The 17,400-nt window shown below is 44.7% G+C and carries 17 protein-coding genes; 10 read left to right on the top strand and 7 right to left on the bottom strand.

The genetic code is table 11. From position 1 onward, the window contains the following. Positions 1-150: 150 nt before the first annotated feature. On the top strand, positions 151-579 hold the full coding sequence (locus tag MHI53_RS22445) for a cell wall hydrolase (protein ID WP_340372333.1): 429 nt from the start codon (positions 151-153) through the stop codon (positions 577-579). Between the two features lie 364 nt (positions 580-943). Here MHI53_RS22445 and MHI53_RS22440 read toward each other — a convergent pair whose 3' ends face one another. Further along, positions 944-1,936: an acryloyl-CoA reductase gene (locus MHI53_RS22440; protein WP_340372332.1), complete on the bottom strand. Its 993-nt coding sequence runs from the start codon at positions 1,934-1,936 to the stop codon at positions 944-946. Positions 1,937-2,097: 161 nt separating this feature from the next. Here MHI53_RS22440 and MHI53_RS22435 point away from each other — a divergent pair, with 161 nt between their 5' ends. Further along, complete coding sequence (locus MHI53_RS22435) at positions 2,098-2,538, top strand: peptidylprolyl isomerase (RefSeq protein WP_061143930.1); 441 nt, start codon at positions 2,098-2,100, stop codon at positions 2,536-2,538. A gap of 53 nt (positions 2,539-2,591) precedes the next feature. Here MHI53_RS22435 and MHI53_RS22430 read toward each other — a convergent pair whose 3' ends face one another. Further along, on the bottom strand, positions 2,592-3,530 hold the full coding sequence (locus tag MHI53_RS22430; protein WP_340372331.1) for an oxidoreductase: 939 nt from the start codon (positions 3,528-3,530) through the stop codon (positions 2,592-2,594). A 108-nt stretch (positions 3,531-3,638) separates the two neighbouring features. Beyond that, the gene (locus MHI53_RS22425; RefSeq protein WP_340372330.1) at positions 3,639-4,409 is read right to left on the bottom strand and encodes a TSUP family transporter; all 771 of its coding nucleotides are present in this window, start codon (positions 4,407-4,409) and stop codon (positions 3,639-3,641) included. A gap of 222 nt (positions 4,410-4,631) precedes the next feature. Here MHI53_RS22425 and MHI53_RS22420 point away from each other — a divergent pair, with 222 nt between their 5' ends. Then, positions 4,632-5,414 carry a helix-turn-helix domain-containing protein gene (locus MHI53_RS22420; protein ID WP_061143933.1) on the top strand — a complete coding sequence of 261 codons (783 nt, stop codon included), beginning with the start codon at positions 4,632-4,634 and terminating at the stop codon, positions 5,412-5,414. 199 nt (positions 5,415-5,613) lie between these two features. Here the strand turns inward: MHI53_RS22420 and MHI53_RS22415 are convergent, their stop codons facing one another. Beyond that, on the bottom strand, positions 5,614-5,961 hold the full coding sequence (locus MHI53_RS22415; RefSeq protein ID WP_061143934.1) for a hypothetical protein: 348 nt from the start codon (positions 5,959-5,961) through the stop codon (positions 5,614-5,616). 219 nt (positions 5,962-6,180) lie between these two features. Between MHI53_RS22415 and MHI53_RS22410 the strand changes: the two genes are divergently transcribed. Both MHI53_RS22410 and MHI53_RS22405 read left to right on the top strand, forming a co-directional pair. Continuing rightward, entirely contained in the window at positions 6,181-7,407 is a 1,227-nt protein-coding gene (locus MHI53_RS22410) for a glycoside hydrolase family 3 N-terminal domain-containing protein (protein WP_340372329.1), read from the top strand. Positions 7,408-7,497: 90 nt separating this feature from the next. Then, positions 7,498-7,686 (top strand): hypothetical protein, encoded by a 189-nt coding sequence (locus tag MHI53_RS22405; RefSeq protein ID WP_061143935.1) that lies wholly within the window; start codon positions 7,498-7,500, stop codon positions 7,684-7,686. 141 nt (positions 7,687-7,827) lie between these two features. Here MHI53_RS22405 and MHI53_RS22400 read toward each other — a convergent pair whose 3' ends face one another. Both MHI53_RS22400 and MHI53_RS22395 read right to left on the bottom strand, forming a co-directional pair. Then, positions 7,828-8,229 carry an SET domain-containing protein gene (locus tag MHI53_RS22400; RefSeq protein ID WP_061143936.1) on the bottom strand — a complete coding sequence of 134 codons (402 nt, stop codon included), beginning with the start codon at positions 8,227-8,229 and terminating at the stop codon, positions 7,828-7,830. A 350-nt stretch (positions 8,230-8,579) separates the two neighbouring features. Next, positions 8,580-10,208: a M4 family metallopeptidase gene (locus MHI53_RS22395; protein WP_061143938.1), complete on the bottom strand. Its 1,629-nt coding sequence runs from the start codon at positions 10,206-10,208 to the stop codon at positions 8,580-8,582. A gap of 474 nt (positions 10,209-10,682) precedes the next feature. On the opposite strand from MHI53_RS22395, the gene MHI53_RS22390 reads away from it, so the two are divergent. The 5 genes from MHI53_RS22390 to MHI53_RS22370 all read left to right on the top strand — a co-directional run bounded on the left by MHI53_RS22390 (position 10,683) and on the right by MHI53_RS22370 (position 16,056). Next, positions 10,683-12,170, top strand: a complete 1,488-nt coding sequence (locus MHI53_RS22390) for an amino acid permease (protein ID WP_061143939.1) — start codon at positions 10,683-10,685, stop codon at positions 12,168-12,170. A 105-nt stretch (positions 12,171-12,275) separates the two neighbouring features. Next, on the top strand, positions 12,276-13,451 hold the full coding sequence (locus tag MHI53_RS22385) for a CaiB/BaiF CoA-transferase family protein (protein ID WP_340372328.1): 1,176 nt from the start codon (positions 12,276-12,278) through the stop codon (positions 13,449-13,451). Positions 13,452-13,780: 329 nt separating this feature from the next. Then, on the top strand, positions 13,781-14,068 hold the full coding sequence (locus MHI53_RS22380; protein WP_340372327.1) for a hypothetical protein: 288 nt from the start codon (positions 13,781-13,783) through the stop codon (positions 14,066-14,068). Positions 14,069-14,292: 224 nt separating this feature from the next. Further along, positions 14,293-15,474 carry an ABC transporter permease gene (locus MHI53_RS22375; protein WP_340372326.1) on the top strand — a complete coding sequence of 394 codons (1,182 nt, stop codon included), beginning with the start codon at positions 14,293-14,295 and terminating at the stop codon, positions 15,472-15,474. Between the two features lie 39 nt (positions 15,475-15,513). Next, positions 15,514-16,056 carry a PadR family transcriptional regulator gene (locus MHI53_RS22370; RefSeq protein WP_340372325.1) on the top strand — a complete coding sequence of 181 codons (543 nt, stop codon included), beginning with the start codon at positions 15,514-15,516 and terminating at the stop codon, positions 16,054-16,056. A gap of 55 nt (positions 16,057-16,111) precedes the next feature. Here MHI53_RS22370 and MHI53_RS22365 read toward each other — a convergent pair whose 3' ends face one another. Continuing rightward, positions 16,112-17,215 (bottom strand): 5-methyltetrahydropteroyltriglutamate--homocysteine S-methyltransferase, encoded by a 1,104-nt coding sequence (locus MHI53_RS22365; RefSeq protein ID WP_340372324.1) that lies wholly within the window; start codon positions 17,213-17,215, stop codon positions 16,112-16,114. Positions 17,216-17,400: the final 185 nt, after the last annotated feature.

The raw sequence follows: 17,400 nt of genomic DNA, 5'->3' as shown, positions 1-17,400 counted from the left end.
AAATACCATGATAGCCACGCGTGCCATCCAACCTTCCTTAAGTATAAGGTTGGATTGTTGATGGGACGTGTACGGCATATGAAGGTTTTATTAAAATCGGAGCATCTTTCCATCTCCTGGGCATAGGATAAAAAAAGTGGAGGTGATTGGATGACCGTCGTTAAGCACACTGATGCCGACATTGCTCTGTTGGCGAGATTGCTCAGAGCGGAAGGTGAAGGTGAAGGCGATCAAGGGATGTTGATGATCGGGAACGTTGGAGTCAACCGGATTAGATCGAATTGCTCCGACTTCAAAGGGCTGAGGACGATTCCGGATATGGTTTATCAGGAGCATGCCTTTGAGGCTGTGCAGAAAGGGTATTTTTACCAACGGGCAAGAGATAGGGAAAAAAGGCTTGCACGTCGAAGTGTAAGCGGGGAAAGATTATGGCCCTCGAAATTTAGCCTGTGGTATTTCAGGCCAGAGGGGGATTGCCCGCCTACCTGGTATAATCAGCCTCTAGTCGGCCGCTTTAAGCTTCATTGCTTTTATGAACCAACAGCTACTGAATGTGAAAATATTTATAATACCTATTAAAGAAGTGGCTGAACCTTATGGAGGTTTGGCCTTTTTGTGTATTTTCTGGATAAGCATAACGCAAATAAGCCGTTTAATGTCGTCAATCTTCCTAAAAAGGAGAACGCTGCAAGGGAGTTTGCAAGAAATCCGTTCGAACGCGGGTAAAATTCGTCCAAAAACGCGATAATTCGACCGAACATGCGGTAATCCGTCCGAACACGTGGTAATTCGTCCGAACATGCGGTAATTCGTCCGAACGCGAGTATAATCCGTCCTAACAGGCGGTATTCCTTCCCAACACGCGGTAATCCATCCCACCACGGGATCCTGGCTGTTTGAACAATGAAAAGTGACGGGGGCCTAGCCCGCGTCACTTTTTGGATTATAGTTTTACGATCGTTCTGCCTCTTGCTTCGCCTTTTAAGAGGGTCGGGAGAACGTCAGGCAATTCTTTAAGGGTGATTTCTTGCTGAATGAGCTGTTCCAGGTGATCGAATTTAAAGTCGGTCGCAAGTCGATGCCAGACTTTCAATCTTGTTTCCATCGGGCAATTGACCGAGTCGATTCCTAGTAAATTAACACCTCTTAGGATGAAAGGAAAGACAGTGGCCGGGAGGTTGGTGCCAGCCGTCAATCCGCTGACCGCTACAGATCCGCCGTACTTGATTTGGCTAAGGACAGATGCTAGAGGTTCACCGCCGACGGGATCTACCGCACCGCTCCACTTTTGTTTGCCAAGGGTGCGCAGGTTGCCGTCGTAGACCTCTTTACGAGCTACAATCGTCGTCGCCCCGATTTCCTTTAAATATCCATGCTCGGATTCTTTTCCTGTACTTGCTTCCACCGAGTAACCAAGCTTGGAAAGGATCGAGACGGCAAAGCTGCCGACTCCCCCAGTCGCACCGGTAACAAGAACGCTGCCTTGATCAGGGGCAAGGTTATTTTCTTCTAGGCGCAGAACCGAGAGGGCGGCAGTGAATCCCGCAGTTCCGATGATCATGGCTTCTTTCAATGATAGGCCATCAGGCAGCGGAACGATCCAATCCGCAGGAACACGGGCATATTGGCTGTAGCCGCCTGATTGGGATACGCCGATTCCGTAAGAGGTGGCAATGACCTCGTCCCCTTCCTGGAATCGTGAATCCTCAGATGAAACGACGACCCCTGCCATATCAATTCCTGGGCTGATCGGATACGTGCTGACAATGTTTCCGTTCGGAATGCTGGCTAGGCTATCTTTATAGTTGACCCCAGAATAATGGACACGGATGAGCACTTCGCCTTGCGGCAGGTCATCAAGTGATAGTTGCTGGATATTTACGGTAAACTGATCTCCTTGCTTGTTTACGACTAATGCTTCGAATCGTTGTGTCATGGTTCGTTCCTCCTTTTATCATCCATCTTCCTCATTATAAAAGAAATAACATCGATATGTATAATGAGACAGTTCGAAATAAGAAGCGCCCGCTTTTCATTCTTGTTCGAAAAATGGTACTATTAGAATTGATTCAGTTCATATTAAAGGAGATGTTCTACATGGCTAAAAAAGGATACATACTAATGGGAAATGGAGAAAAGATTGAATTCGATCTTTTCCCGAACGAAGCACCAAACACAGTAGCGAACTTCGAAAACCTGGCGAACACAGGCTTTTATAATGGTGTGGTCTTTCACCGTGTCATCCCTGGTTTCGTAAGCCAAGGCGGAGATCCAACAGGTACTGGTGCAGGCGGAAGCGGCACTCAAATTAAATGTGAAACAGCTGGAAACCCTCACAAGCATGAGGCGGGCAGCTTGTCGATGGCACATGCCGGAAAAGACACAGGTTCAAGCCAATTCTTCATCGTGCATGAGCCACAGCCTCATCTTAACGGTGTTCACACTGTTTTCGGTAAAGTGACTTCCGGGCTTGAAACGGCAAAAGCCATGAAAAATGGCGACAAAATGGAAAAAGTCGAAGTTTTCGACGCTGAATGATCGCAGTGAAAAGAGGGAGCATAGTGCTCCCTCTTTTTTTACATGAATCAGGGTCATTTCGGCATAACGCTCTTCGTGAAACGGTAGTTGACCTCAGTCATGGTTTCCGATATGTCCCATAATCTTTTCGATGTTTCTTCATTATATAGAGTATCGATGATATCGTCTTTCTTAGGGAAGCCCTTCCTGCTTTTCTTGCCATCGGGCCCAATATATTCGCCTCCTGTTAATGAAGGCTCCGTTGCGGCAAACAGGGTGGGAAGTGCGCCCATGCTTGCCGGCTGGGTCATGGATTTCGATAGATAATGAACGAATCGATTGATCGGTTTGCCAGATCCGCGTGACATGAGGTTCGTATGGGAAAGCCCCGGGTGACAGGCTACGCTAATCGAGCTTGCGCCATGCTGGTTGAATTTATGGTGGAGCTCGCGGGCGAATAGGAGGTTGGCGAGCTTGCTCTGTCCATAGTACTTCATTGGTTTATAGCCGTTTTCGCCATTTAGATTGTCAAAGTCGATGAATCCATTGATGGCGGCCAAGCTGCTCAATGTGACTACCCTTGAGCTGGGTGTAGACAGTATTCGCGGAAGAAGGAGTCCTGTCAAAGCGAAATGACCGAGGTGGTTGATACCGAATTGCAGTTCGAAGCCATCCTTCGTTTTGCTGTAAGGCGGGATCATCACGCCTGCATTATTGATGAGGACAGATAAGGAGTCATAGTTTTCCTTATAGGAGTCAGCAAAATGCCGGATGCTGCTAAGATCGCTCAAATCCAGCTGCATGACCCGTATATTCGCGTTAGGATAGACCGAAAAGATTCTATCGAGCGCTCTTTCCCCCTTTGAAGCATTCCGGACAGCAAGGATGATTTCTGCCCCCTTACCGGCCAGGGAAAAAGCCGTTTCAAAGCCAAGTCCGCTATTGGCTCCAGTAATTACAATGGTTTGCTTCGATACATCCGCCATTTCTTCGCCATTCCACTTATCAGTCATCCAACCACACCTTTCCACACATTCTTTACTATCATATACCCAATTTATTCCTATATGTCACATTGTGCGGGAGGATTTTCCGGTTTTATTTTATTTTCTGCATTCCCATCAATCGCCCATTAAGTAATCGACTACATTTTTTATGATCAAGATGACGGTGACGGCGATAAACAACACTCTTACGTAAGCCACGCCTTTCTTGAGGGCGAATTTGGAGCCGGCCAATGCGCCTGCAACCATGGAGATCCCCATCGGTATCCCATATGAAAAGTTGACGGCATCCAGAAATATGAACATGATCAATGCCGCCAGATTACTGCCGAAGTTTAAAAATTTCGCATTCCCGGCCGAATGCAAAAAATCAAAGCCGATCATCAAAAAGGCAAATAAAATGAACGATCCCGTCCCAGCCCCTAAAAACCCATCATAAAAGCCAATAACGAATATAGCGACAACGAATAATGCTGCCTTTTGCAGCGTGAGCTTGGTGTAGGTGGATTTCTGTCCCCAGTCCTTTTTTAAAAAGGTATATATCGCGATTGCGATCAACAGAAGCAAGATCAGCGGCTTCAGCAAATCCGATGAAACAAAGTTAACCACCCATGCCCCTAAAAGCGAGCCTATGAAAATAAGGGGGAAGAGCTTGGAAACCAATCGGAAATCGACCTTTCCCGAGCGGATGAAGGCAATGGTGCTCGTTAAAGATCCCATGGAGCTTGCTAGCTTATTCGTTGCAATCGCAGCAGCGGGGGAGAGTCCTGAAAATAATAAGGCAGGAATGGAAATCAGGCCACCGCCGCCAACTACAGAATCAATGAATGCGGCAAGAAAACCGAAAAACATTAGCAGTAAAAGTGTGGAAATTTGTATATCTTCCATCGTATAGGCCTCCGTATCAATGGCATTAAGAATGAATCGCTTGCTTTCGTTGTCCTTAACCCATAATGTTATATTAGTCACTATTAAGATAGTAACTAAAAAAGCATCGTCTGTAAATAAGAAAATGAAGGCCTATCCTCCCCTCACTTTTGAATTCGAATGGCATTCAACATGAGATTTGGTATGATGGATATAACTTACGGGATGTAAAAAGGAGGTCCTATGCAAGATATCATTGAAAAACTTCAGTCTCTCGGATTCAGCCAATATGAAGCTAAGGCCTATGTTTCTTTAGTTCGTCAGGGCCCAGCAAGCGCCTATCAAGTTAGCAAGGAATCGGGTATTCCGAGGGCGCGTATCTATGAAATTCTCAATGGGCTCCAGGAAGAGGGCGTCGTAATCAAAGAGGAAATCAATGACTCGATCCAATATTCCCCGCTGCCGGTCGATGTGTTCTTGGAATCCGTCCGATCGAGGTGGGACAACACCTACCAATCCATCAGCGATACACTAAAGCAATTCGAGAAGATCGGACCCGTGTCCGACAATCGGGTAATGACTCTCAAAGGAGAAGAACATATCCTATCGTTTTGCCGCACCTTAATTCAAAAAGCCGAGAAAAGGGTCGTCGTTTCCTTATGGAGCAACATGTACGAAAAACTCGCGCCGGAGCTTAAAGAAGCAGCTGAACATTGCACACTTAAGGGAATCGCCTTTCAGGTTGAAAGCCCGTTATCAGGGATAGAAATTCATCGCCAAACGAGTTATGTGGACAATATTGGCGAAAACGAATGGTTCATCTTATCGATCGATGGTACGGAGACGATTTACGGTCCTGCATCGGAAACGAGGGAAACGGCGTTTTACACGGATGATCCGATCCATATCAATTTTCTCGAAAATTACATTTGGCATGATATTCTCGTTAACCGGCTGGTTAAAAAGGATGAAGCGGATGTAGATGAATGGATATCGAGGGAAAGAAATCAGTTTTTCTCCCTGTAGAGGAAAGGGCCAGAAGCAAAATAAAAAAGCTGGTACCCGCCTAAGTATGGGGGGTGTCAGCTTTGGGACTGTAGACAAACTCGATTATAAATGAGACTTGTCTACATTTTTTTTTGCTTTTTTACGAAGTCGCTTCCCGAACTTTATCGAAAGCGAACGGGTCTAGAAGATGGGGACTTGGAGACGCGACTTCGTATGTCTATAAAAGGGTTTTCGGAAATTTAACTGACGCGGGCAGGTCTGACTTATCTCGATAAGATCGATACGACACGATGGTATGGTCATGTGCTTGTACATCCAGCTGTAAAATTTGTGAGTTTCTCATTTCCAGATAATAAGTAACATCTTCTTTTTGCAAATGATAAAAAGAGAAGGGGATTCCTAAAAGGTTTTTCTTGATTAGTATCGTTTCAGGCTGATTGATGATATGTTGGCTCAATTCCGCGATGGTAACAGAGGTTGACCCCGTAATGGCAGATATTTTTTCTTTTGCATAATCGACTGCATGACTGAAGGTATCGGCTAAATTCCTCAAAATTCCGTCCATGGGTGCATCTCCTTTGCATGAGTGTATGTAAGTAGTATGGTACGCCGCCAATGCTTTATGCAAAAAAATACCTTGGCTTGATATAGAATGCCCGGTTTATGAACAAGATGAAGAGTAGTGGATCGAATCCAGGCAGACAGGAGTTTTGAGGTAAATGAATGGTAAAGGCAATGAAGGAAGGGATTTTATAATGGTGGACCGTCAATCGCGAGGCAGGGCATGAAAGGAAAAATATATATGGGTGCGCTTTTCTTCGTGCTCCTTTCGTTTATGGCCATCATGTTCATCCAAAAAGAAGATCATTCCGAAACCGATAAGGAGAAAAGAATGGATGCCATTGCGGAAAACCAAGAGAAAATAGACAAAATGCTTGAAAGCATGACGCTTGAAGAAAAAGTCGGTCAGCTAATGATGATCGGCTTCAAGGGTACAGAAGCGGGCCGTGAAATTAACGAGCTCATCGAAAAAAACCATATAGGAGGCGTCATTTATTTTGATCGCAATATGAAATCGCCAAAACAGGTGGCGATGTTATCCAATTCGCTTCAGCAAACGGCTAAGCAAAGTTCCCTTTCGCTTCCGCTCATGGTGGCGGTCGATCAGGAAGGCGGGGACATCATCCGGATGAGGGAAAGCGTATCGCCGCTCCCTGCACAGCAGGATCTTGGGCAGCATGCATCCGCTGAAGACATGTATAAGGTGGCAAAACTGAATGGGGAAGAACTGAGCTCGATGGGCATCCATATTAATTTCGCTCCTGTGCTTGATTTATCGGAAACCGACAAGCGTTCAGTGGGGAAAGATCCTAAAAAGGTCTATCGGTATGGCAAGAAAACGATTCAAGGCTTGAATGATGCTTCCGTGACGGGCGCCTTGAAACACTTTCCAGGCAACGGACGCAGCGAAGTCGATCCGCATCTTGAAACATCCTCCGTGGAAGCAAACCAGCTCGATCTCGAGAATTCGGATATTTATCCGTTCAAGAGGATCATAAGGGAAATGGATGATCGAAGCTTTTTCGTGATGGTGACCCACATCAAATATCCCGCCTATGATCAAGAAAAACCAGCAAGCCTTTCCAAGGTCATCATCGAAGACCTGCTGCGGGGCAAACTTAACTATGGGGGACTTGTAATTACGGACGATTTGGAAATGGGTGCCGTGAACAAGTACTTCTCCTATGAAGAGATGGGGATGGAAGCGATACTTGCCGGAGCCGATATATTGCTTGTCTGCCATGAATATGCTCATGAGCTTGAGGTTTATGAAGGCTTACTGGGAGCTGTAAAAGCGGGGAAGGTTCCTATGGAGCGGATTGATCAATCGGTCAAAAGAGTCCTGACCTATAAGCTCCACGCATTGGACCGTACGAGGGTTGACCCGGATCAGGCCGAAAAAGTGGTGAAAAGTCCTGAGAGCATAAAATATTTGGAAATCCTGAAATAGGCAAAATAATAGCGGAGGCTTGCATGTTTTTGTTTAAATCCGCTAGTAGAGGGAATGCTATATATAACCAACATGAAGGAGGAAACTCAAATGCCATCAAACAAAATGATTGGAACTGTCGTGATAGGAGCTGCCGCATTTTTAATGCGCAATAAGAAAACTCGTGAAAAAACCATGAGTCAAATCAAATCCTTAGCCACACCAGAAATGATTGAAAAGGTTAAGAGCCAACTCCATTCGATAACAAAATCAAAATCAAGTAACCCATCTGCCCATTAAGGGCCAAAAGCCCCCTTGAGGAATGAATGCCTCAAGGGGGCTTTTTTCATCGGATACAAGCACTTCCGAAGGGAAAATGAAAAGCACCAGTTTCTTGAAACCCTCGTTGGGGAATCAAGAAACTGGTGCTTTCATGGATGATCATTCAGCTTCATCTTCCCCATCGTTTTCCTTGTTGAACCAAAGCGGATCTTCGTTATCGACCTCGCCATTATAATTAATGAGGATTTCTTCTCCTGCTTTTATATCGGTGTAAGCAAAGAAATCAAATGTGTGATTCTTAAAGTTTATATCATAAGTTGCATTGGGTGTATAAGAGTGATTAAACAGCATGCCGTAGCCTAAAAGCATGGCGGTATGGTTGATTCCATACTCGAATGCATAATCGGCCAGCAACGTTTTCTCTATGAAAACATGCTCCTCGTTAGGGTAAGCTATGACAGGTGCTTCATGCAAAAGCTCCCCTTTTTTAATGTCCTGTGTCGCGAATACGCCTCTATTGAACTCCCCATCACTGAGTGTGGAAGTTTTAACTTCAATCATGTTCGTCACCTACTTGTTCTATTCAATATAGTCGAGATTATCTTAGCTTGACAGTTAATAGGAAGAAAAGCAACTATTTTATGGAATTAATCATATTCTACCTGCTTTGTTAGCTTTAATTCACATGCATGGGCACAGAACCATGAACGAACGATCTTGGAGAAGGCCGGAATATTGCAAGGAATAGTCGGAAAAAAGTGAGGATCGGCCGGAATAACGCGCTGAACGGTCGGATCCCGCGTCGAATGTCCGGAAAAACGCGCAGAAAGGCCGGAATATTGTTCCCGACATAGGAAAAAACCTCCCGCTAAAGCTAGGGAGGTTTTGGGTAGGTTGATAGATTGTGTTTTTTAATTCACACCGACTGCCGTAAAGGCATTTTTGACAGTGGTCGTTTCTGCGCTGGTTGCACCATACAAATCAGATGCGGCTTGTACGACTGCAGCCCTGGCTTGAGAGAAGGTGGACGAAGACGTTAGGTAGGTCGTGTTAGCCCGGTAAAAGATCGTCCCCAGTTTATCAATGCCGATTCCTGACACGGTCACTCCATGATGGGTGCCGCCTGCAGAGATCAAATAAGCCGCTTTGTTGATGATTCCGCTATTCGTATGGACACCGCCATTGTCAGCCGATCCAGTATACCGGTTCGAATAATGGTCAGGATCACCATTCAATGTTGGATTTGCCATCGAACGGAGTGCATCGCCGGAAATGTTAGGTGTGTAAATGTCCTCGCCGATCAGGTAATCCGCTTTGGAGCTTTGTGTCTTGAATTCTACGACTGTACCAAAAATATCGGAAATGGCTTCATTCAAAGCGCCGGACTCATTTTGATACGTTAAATTGGATTCGCTGGAAGTCACGGCATGAGTCAGCTCATGTGCAACGACATCCAAGCCGCCTGACAATGGGATGAACGTCGTGCCGTCTCCATCACCATAAACCATTTGCGTGCCGTCCCAGAAGGCATTATTGTATTTGGAGCCGTAATGGACGGTCGATTTCAGGCTTGTGCCATATCCATCATAGGAGTTGCGGCCAAAAGTCGACTTGTAATAATCATAGGTTTTGCCAGCATAAAAATGAGCATCCACGGCCGCTTTGTCAGTGGACGTCGTGAAAGCGTTTGTCGTATTGGACATAAGTGTGCCAGGTAAGCTCGATTTGTTATTGGCATTATAAGTGAAGATGCCCTGACCGCGAGTGTTGTCCTGTAAATAGTATTTGCCGCTCGATAAGGTCGTGTTCAAAGGAGATACCGTATTATTCAAAACGCCTGTTCCTGTACCGACGGAATTAGTCCCTGTCACTTCATCCAGGGTATTATATTTATTCAGGATTTCACCTGTTTTGACTGATATGAAATAGTTATGATTGCCTGGTTCCGGGCTCAAGAAATTCAAATTGACTTTGTAAACATAATCGGCCTTATCGCCGCTTGCGTATACAAACAGTTCCGATTCTGGGGCGTGGTCGTAGGTAGGCTTGAATCCAAGATCTTTTTCAGCAATTTTGATGGCTTCTGTTTTACTGATCCCTTTTTTAGCCTTTTTCCCCAATTTAGTGTTTAGGTTGGCTTCAACCGTACCGGAGACGACGGATAAAACACCTTTTGCGTCAATCAATACAGCTTGTGTGGAATTCCAGACAGGAACGCCTTTATAAGTTTGCTGCAATCTTACGACGGTATTGCCAAGTTCATCCTTGTTTTCTTTCTGGATAATGAAGGAGTCTTTCGCCTTTTGATTTTCTAGCTTGTAAGATTTTGTGTTTTTATCAAAAAAGGTAAGAATGATATCTTCCGCCGTTTGCTTCGATGGATCTGTAAGCTTACCAGACTTGAATTCTAGCGAATCTTTGTGCTTATTATACTTCTCGACACTCAACACATTTTTTGCCGCCAAAGCTTCTTGATGGGGAATAGCAGAAAATAAAAGACCAACGGATAAAGCAGTTCCTAAAAATACCTTACCTTTCATAACACTCAACTCCTTCATAAGAATACCTTATTTTTGCATCATTTGCGTTTATTATCAAATGGTGAAAAAGTGCGAAAAAGATGACATTTTAAGGATAAAAATGGTGAAAAATGGTTTTTTATAGAGAAATTATTTCTAGATATTCCTCTAGTAATAATTCCCGTAGGTCCGAATCGGAGATTGGGAGGGAAACGATCCATCGTTTCCCCGTACTTTCCGCCTGCAAAAATAATTGGCGTAAAGTGCAAAGGATCATGGCATCAAGTGCAAAAAAATTCGTCTTTAAAACGGGCTTATTTTTATGCAAGGGTTGATTGGCGGGCTTGCTATTTTTGGCATGGGAATTGCATATATATTCAGAAAAGGAATATTCGATTGTAAATTGGGTCTATTTGCAGGTTCATGAAATAGGAAAATTTATTAAATGGATTTCCCCATATATGTAAGCGCTTGTATAGAAAGGGATGAAAGCTTATGCTACCAAAACATGAAAATGACATCTTGCAACATCCTCCGCAGCACGAAGAAGAACAGGGATTGAAGCGCGGTTTGAAATCGCGGCATTTGACGATGATCTCGATTGGAGGGGCTATCGGGACCGGGTTATTTCTTAGCAGCGGGGCAGCCATCCATACGGCTGGGCCCGGCGGCGCCTTGCTTGCTTATGCCTTGGTCGGGGCGATGGTGTACTTCGTGATGACCAGCTTGGGAGAACTGGCGGCCTTCATGCCGACAAGCGGTTCTTTCAGTACCTATGGGTCGAAATTCGTCGATCCGGCATTTGGTTTTGCGTTGGGCTGGACGTATTGGTTCAATTGGTCGATGACGATAGCCGCGGAACTGGCAGCCTCGACGATGATCATGAAATTCTGGTTTCCGAATAGTCCATCCTTGTTATGGAGCTCATCATTCCTGGTGCTCATTTTCCTATTGAACTATTTATCCGTTAAAGGGTATGGCGAAGGGGAATATTGGTTTTCGTTCATAAAAGTAACAGCCATCGTCATTTTCATCATCGTGGGAATTTTGATGATTGTCGGCATTATGGGTGGAGAAGCAGTAGGTTTCAAGAACTTCACGATCGATGACGCGCCTTTCCCTGGTGGTTTCATGGGTGTCTTCATCGTCTTCATCGCAGCCGGCTTTTCTTTTCAAGGAACCGAAATCGTCGGTGTGGCTGCCGGTGAAAGTGAGGATCCGGCACGGAATATACCGAAGGCGATTAAAAGCGTTTTTTGGAGAATCCTTCTCTTTTACGTCTTGGCAATCTTTGTGATAGGACTGATCATCCCGTATACGAACCCGAGTTTACAAGGGGACAACGTTATGGTAAGTCCATTCACGCTCATATTTGAAAAGGCTGGGATCGCCTTTGCCGCTTCACTCATGAATGCAGTCATTTTGACGGCTGTGCTGTCAGCGGGTAACTCCAGTTTATATGCCTCGACACGGATGTTATATTCAATGGCAAAGGATGGACAGGCACCGCGCATTTTTGCCAAACTGAATAAACGGGGAGTGCCGGTTGCGGGAATGGTTTTAACCTGTGCCATCGGTATGCTTGCCTTCTTAGCCTCGATATTCGGAGATGGCAAGGTGTACATCTGGTTAATGAATGCGATTGGAATCACCGGTTTCATCTTTTGGCTTGGGATTTCCATCAGCCATTACCGCTTTAGAAAGGCCTACATCTCTCAAGGGCACTCCTTGGATAAATTGCCATATAAAGCCCTTTGGTTCCCGATAGGACCTATTTTTGCCATACTGATTGGCTTGATCGTCATTCTGTCGCAAAATATCCAAGCCTTTTTTTCAGACCACATCGATTGGGGCAGTGTCGTCGCTGCTTATTTGGGAATTCCGCTGTTCCTTGGCTTGTGGTTTGGTTACAAACTGGTAAGGAAAACGAAATTCGTTAAACTTGATGAAGTCGAGTTTGACTTTGACAAAAAATACGAATGAATCCCGTATAGTGAAATTTGCCGGACAATGCTCATACGTTGTCCGGCTTTTTATGTAAGTTGATGGAAATTTATTCAAAATTCATATAAGATGAGCATACACTTTATGGATAAGAACAGGGCAGCAGGAAATGGAAGGTATCCAACCGGTAGAAAAGGATGTGCACGGCAGATGACCTTATTGTCTCATTTGAAAGTATTGGATTTTTCAACGTTGCTGCCAGGACCTTTTGCGACTTTGATGCTGGCAGATTTGGGAGCGGACGTTGTGAAAGTGGAAAGGCCGGCAGCGAGCGATGTATGGGGAGTCGATCAGTACCTTAACAGATCAAAGAAGTCGATCACCCTTGATTTAAAACTGCCAGAGTCCATCGAATCCGTCAAAAATCTGGTGAAGGAATACGATATCGTCGTCGAGCAATTCCGGCCAGGTGTCATGGAACGTTTAGGTCTAGGTTATGAGGCCTTAAAACGAATCAACCCGAAGGTCATTTACTGTTCAATCACGGGATATGGCCAGACTGGTCCCTATAAAGACCGCGCGGGCCATGACATCAATTATCTTTCGATTGCCGGCTTATCTAGCTATTCCGGTACGAAAAAGGAAGGGCCCGCGAAAAACGGAACCCAAATTGCCGACCTTGCGGGGGGATCACTGCATGCAGTGATCGGCCTATTATCCGCTGTCATCTATAGGGACAGAACAGGTCTCGGCCAAGCCCTCGACATTAGCATGACCGATTGCAGTTTCGCATTGAATGCGATATCGGCACCGCTTCATTTCCAACGCGGGCTGGAGCTTGAACCGGAGGAATTGATGTTGAATGGCGGGTCGTTTTATGACTTTTACCAAACGAAGGACGGGCGTTATTTTTCGATAGGAAGCCTGGAATCGCCATTCAGAAAAGCATTATGCGATGCCATCGGAAAACCGGAATTGCATGAAATGAGCAAGGACAGTGACAAAGCGAGCGGCACCGCCTTTAAAGAAGCCGTCCAACAAGCTATCCTGACAAAGGACTTTCATCAATGGCAGGAGATATTCGCTGAGTACGATGCCTGCGCAGAACCAGTGCTGACCTTTGCCGAGGCGGCCGATCACCCGCAATTGAAGCAGCGGGGGATGATCGTGGAGGTACCCGATGGACAGGGAAATCTACAAAAACAAATTGCCTGCCCGATCAAAACATCCGTTTTCACTCCTGAATATAAACATGCAGGTCATAAGCCAGGACAAAACAACGCGGAAATCCTTCGGTCCCCCAATCAAAAATCTCGTTAAATCATCAAAAAGAGGGTCAACATTCTCCATGGATTTTTGGAGCGTGCGGGCCTCCTTTTCCTCTCTTGCTGTGATAAATGACTCGATTATCAGGAATCTTGCAGGGGTATCTTTGTAAAAGGATTCTAGGGGGGATGTATTATTTTAGGTCTATATGACATCATGAAATTTCTTTGAGCGGGCATATTTTCTTCGTTACGATTTTTGGCTGAAAAGAAAATTGTGATCGGTTGCGGCAATAAGCTATTCTCCTTATTGAATAAGAGGTACGGAAATATTATTTTTGGAATGGAGCAAGCGAGTTTAAGGGACTGAAACATGATAATCGCTTGACGAATATGCTCATTTATTTAGGTGGATCGATTTTTAATCTGGTCAGTATGCTTACCGTATATAGCCTGGTGTACCAAAATATTTTGGAAAGCTCGGTAATATGGTATCAATTCATCTATTTCTCTTTCTACATCATGTTTTTCTCTTTATTTCCGATGTATTTTTCAGACGGGTCGCCCAGTGATGGAAAGGCTGCCGAATTGGCCTTACGGAATAAGCTGGAGGACAAGGTGACGGATGACATATTCGTGAAGAAAATCGAAAATGAAGATAGCTGCAAGTAGGACAAGGACGTGCATGATGCTCGTTCTTTTTTTTTTTTTTGAATGTATTTTCCCCCTTACGTTACCATCCGCCAATTTCCGCTTGAAGCCTTGGTCATTCATCCGAACTACGAAAAAAATGAATAACGAGGATAATAATTATGGGTTGTATTTCAAGAGGAAAAATGTATAATAAAAAAAGCACTTTAATTAAAGTACTAAAATTAAAGCATAGGATGGTTTATATGAAATTTATAGAATTTTTGAAGACTAGAGGAGCTATAGGAGCCATCTTTATGGGGATTTTTTATCAAATCGCAATGCTTGGCTCATTTATGCCTGGCTATTCGGCAATGCCAGCGAATATCGATCAATTGCCAGTTGCAATCGTTAATGAGGATACAGGCGAAATTGGTGCGACGATTGCAGCCCAATTAGGGGAAAAGCTTCCTTTCGAAGATATAAAAACGGATTTAACGAATAAACAGGCATTAAAAAAATTGGATAAGAATGATGTGAAATTAGTTGTTCATATTCCGAAATCTTTTTCCGAAAATGTCGAGAGTGGCAAAGGGGCATCAAGCATCGATTTTACAATCAATGAAGCCGGGCCAACGATCGTCACGTCTACAATGAATTCTGTTGTAACGGAAATCGAGTCGACGTTAAATGAACAGTTTTCAGTTCAATATGCGAAAGGCCTATTAATGAATTTAAACGTTCCGGAAGAACAAGCGAAGGAAATGGCCTCAGCGATGCAGCATCAATTTAGTGCAAACACTGTGAAAATCAATGAAATCCCAGCAGGCATGCATAATGGGATGGCGCCGATGTTCTTAACGATGGCGGCATATGTAGGAGCAATGATTGGGGCGATGCAATTAGGGGCCGCGTTCAATGAAAGCAAAGGGAAGGCAGGCAAGTGGAGGCTGTTTGGCTACATGCAGCTTGCGGCGCTTCTGATTGCGGTCGTAGCACCGGCAGTAGGTCTAGGAATCACCTATGCCGTACAAGGACATGGACTTGAAACATTCTTTACATTATGGGGACATCATGCACTTGGCTATTATGCATGCTGGCAATTTACATCCATCTTCATCCTGTTGGTCGGGGAAGGGGGCATGATCTTGAATATGCCAATCCTACTTATGCAAACCATTGCCAATGGGGCTGCAATCACACGGGAAATGATGTATGCACCATATCAGTGGCTAAGCTATATTTCCCCCATGTATTATTCGATACAAGCGGACTTCGCGATCATGTATGGTGGTGGAGATCCGTTACATGCTCACGTAATGATGTTGATGGTGGGGGCAGCTGCGTTGCTCATCAATATCATGATCGTGGCAGTGCGCCATAAGGAATTACCGCTAAAGACGGAAGAGACGGATCGCCTTGCAGCTGAAATGAAGGCTTTAGTTTGATAAAATAAAGACAGGTGACGATTGAAGGGAGTTTTAACCGTGTCGATCCAAATTTATATCCTGGGTATTTTAGCTGAAGAAAAAAGCTATCCATATATGTTGAAAAAGCGATTATCCGAACCGATTCCAATTGATAAATTTACCGGAATTACCGAAAGTAAATTGTATTACCATTTTGACAAGCTGGCTGCCAATCGGTTTATCGAGCCGGTCGAAACGATAAAGGAAGAGAATCGGCCAGATAAACATGTCTATCAAATTACGGAAAAGGGAAGGGGAGAATTGGTAAAACGGATTTATCAAACGTTCGAAAAAGCCTCCCAAATCACGGATATGTACATTGCTCTCACGAATATTAAGCATGTGGATAGCGAAAAAGTAATAGCGATCTTAGAGCGCAAAATTGAAGAGCATCGATTGGCATGGGAAACATATTTAAGTTTTGACCAGCCGGTTGATGAGGAATCTGATCAATATTTGGGATATAAATTCATTAAGGAGCATTCATACAGCCGGGCACAGCATACAGCCGAATGGCTCGAGGAGCTTGTTTCACGTATAAAAGAAAATGCCCCCCAATAGCAGATGCACCGAAAAGGCCATTTCCCAATAAGGGGAATGGCCTTTTCGGGATGAATCATCCCCACACTTCTTTTGCTACTTCAACGACGAATTTCAGCTTTTCCCATTGTTGTTCTTCCGTAAGCTTGTTGCCATGATGGGTGGAAGCGAATCCGCATTGAGGGCTTAAGCATAATTGCTCGAGCGGAACGAACTGAGCGGCTTCTTTAATGCGGGCCTTGATGGCTTCCTTGTCTTCGATTTCTCCATTTTTTGACGTGACGACTCCAAGTACGACCTTCGCCCCGCCAGTAGGGATGTGTTCCAATGGCTTGAAATCGCCAGAGCGATTATCGTCATATTCGAGGAAGAATCCATCCACTTTTTCTTTTGCCAATAATGTCGGGGCTATGCGGGCATAGCTGCCTTCGAATGCCCAGGTCGACTGGTAGTTTCCGCGGCATAGATGTGTCGTGATGATCAAATCGTCTGGTTTGCCTTCCAATGATCCATTGATGACACGCAAAGCCAAATCGATTAATTGTTCGCGCGTATATTTTCCATCCTTGAACTGGAAATCAGGAGCTGAAAGTCTGGCAATGTATACATCATCCAGTTGAAGGTAACGCACACCTGCCTCATAAAAGGCTTTTAAAGCATCCTGGTACGTTTGGATGATATCATTTGCATAATCCTCCATATCAGGGTAGATGTCTTCATTATGAACCCCGGCAGCAAATAATTGATTGGGGCTGGGAATCGTTTGTTTGGCGACGGCACGCCCGCCGACGATTTTGTTCAATTCGATAAAATCGTTAAGGAAGGGGTGCTTAGGGTTGAATGAAACCTTCCCGATATTGCGAACGTTGTATCGCTCGGTTTCGACACCATCGAATGTGAGTCCTTTTTCAGTCACGTACCCCTCGATGCCATTTAAATGCTCAAGGAAGTCGAAGTGCCACCATGTGCGTCTGAATTCCCCGTCGGTCACGACCTCCAAGCCGACTTCGATTTGCTTATCGACGATCCGTTTAATTTCTTCGGTTTCAACCTCGCGGAGTCTCTCAGCAGAGAGGGCGCCTTCCTTAAATTGCTTTCTGGCCTGATGGATACGATCCGGTCTTAATAAACTTCCGACGTGATCCGCCCTGAAGGGGGCCTTTGTTAAAGTGATTGACATGTTGCATTCCTTCTTTCCCTGTATAAAATAAAGGCACGTTTCGTAAGGATTGTTGTTTTTAATACGAGCGTTGAAAAGGCAATCAACCACACGGCATGACTTGGTGAATAGCAACAAAATAGGCGAAAACGGCCAAAATAAAAAACCTCTTCTTAAAGATAAGAAGAGGGGTAGGCAACAAGGTC

The sequence above is a fragment of the Peribacillus sp. FSL E2-0218 genome (assembly GCF_037992945.1).
Taxonomy (GTDB): Bacteria; Bacillota; Bacilli; order Bacillales; family DSM-1321; genus Peribacillus; species Peribacillus simplex_B.
Note: the sequence above shows the minus strand (reverse complement) of the source record. Positions and strands in the feature narration are given on the sequence as shown.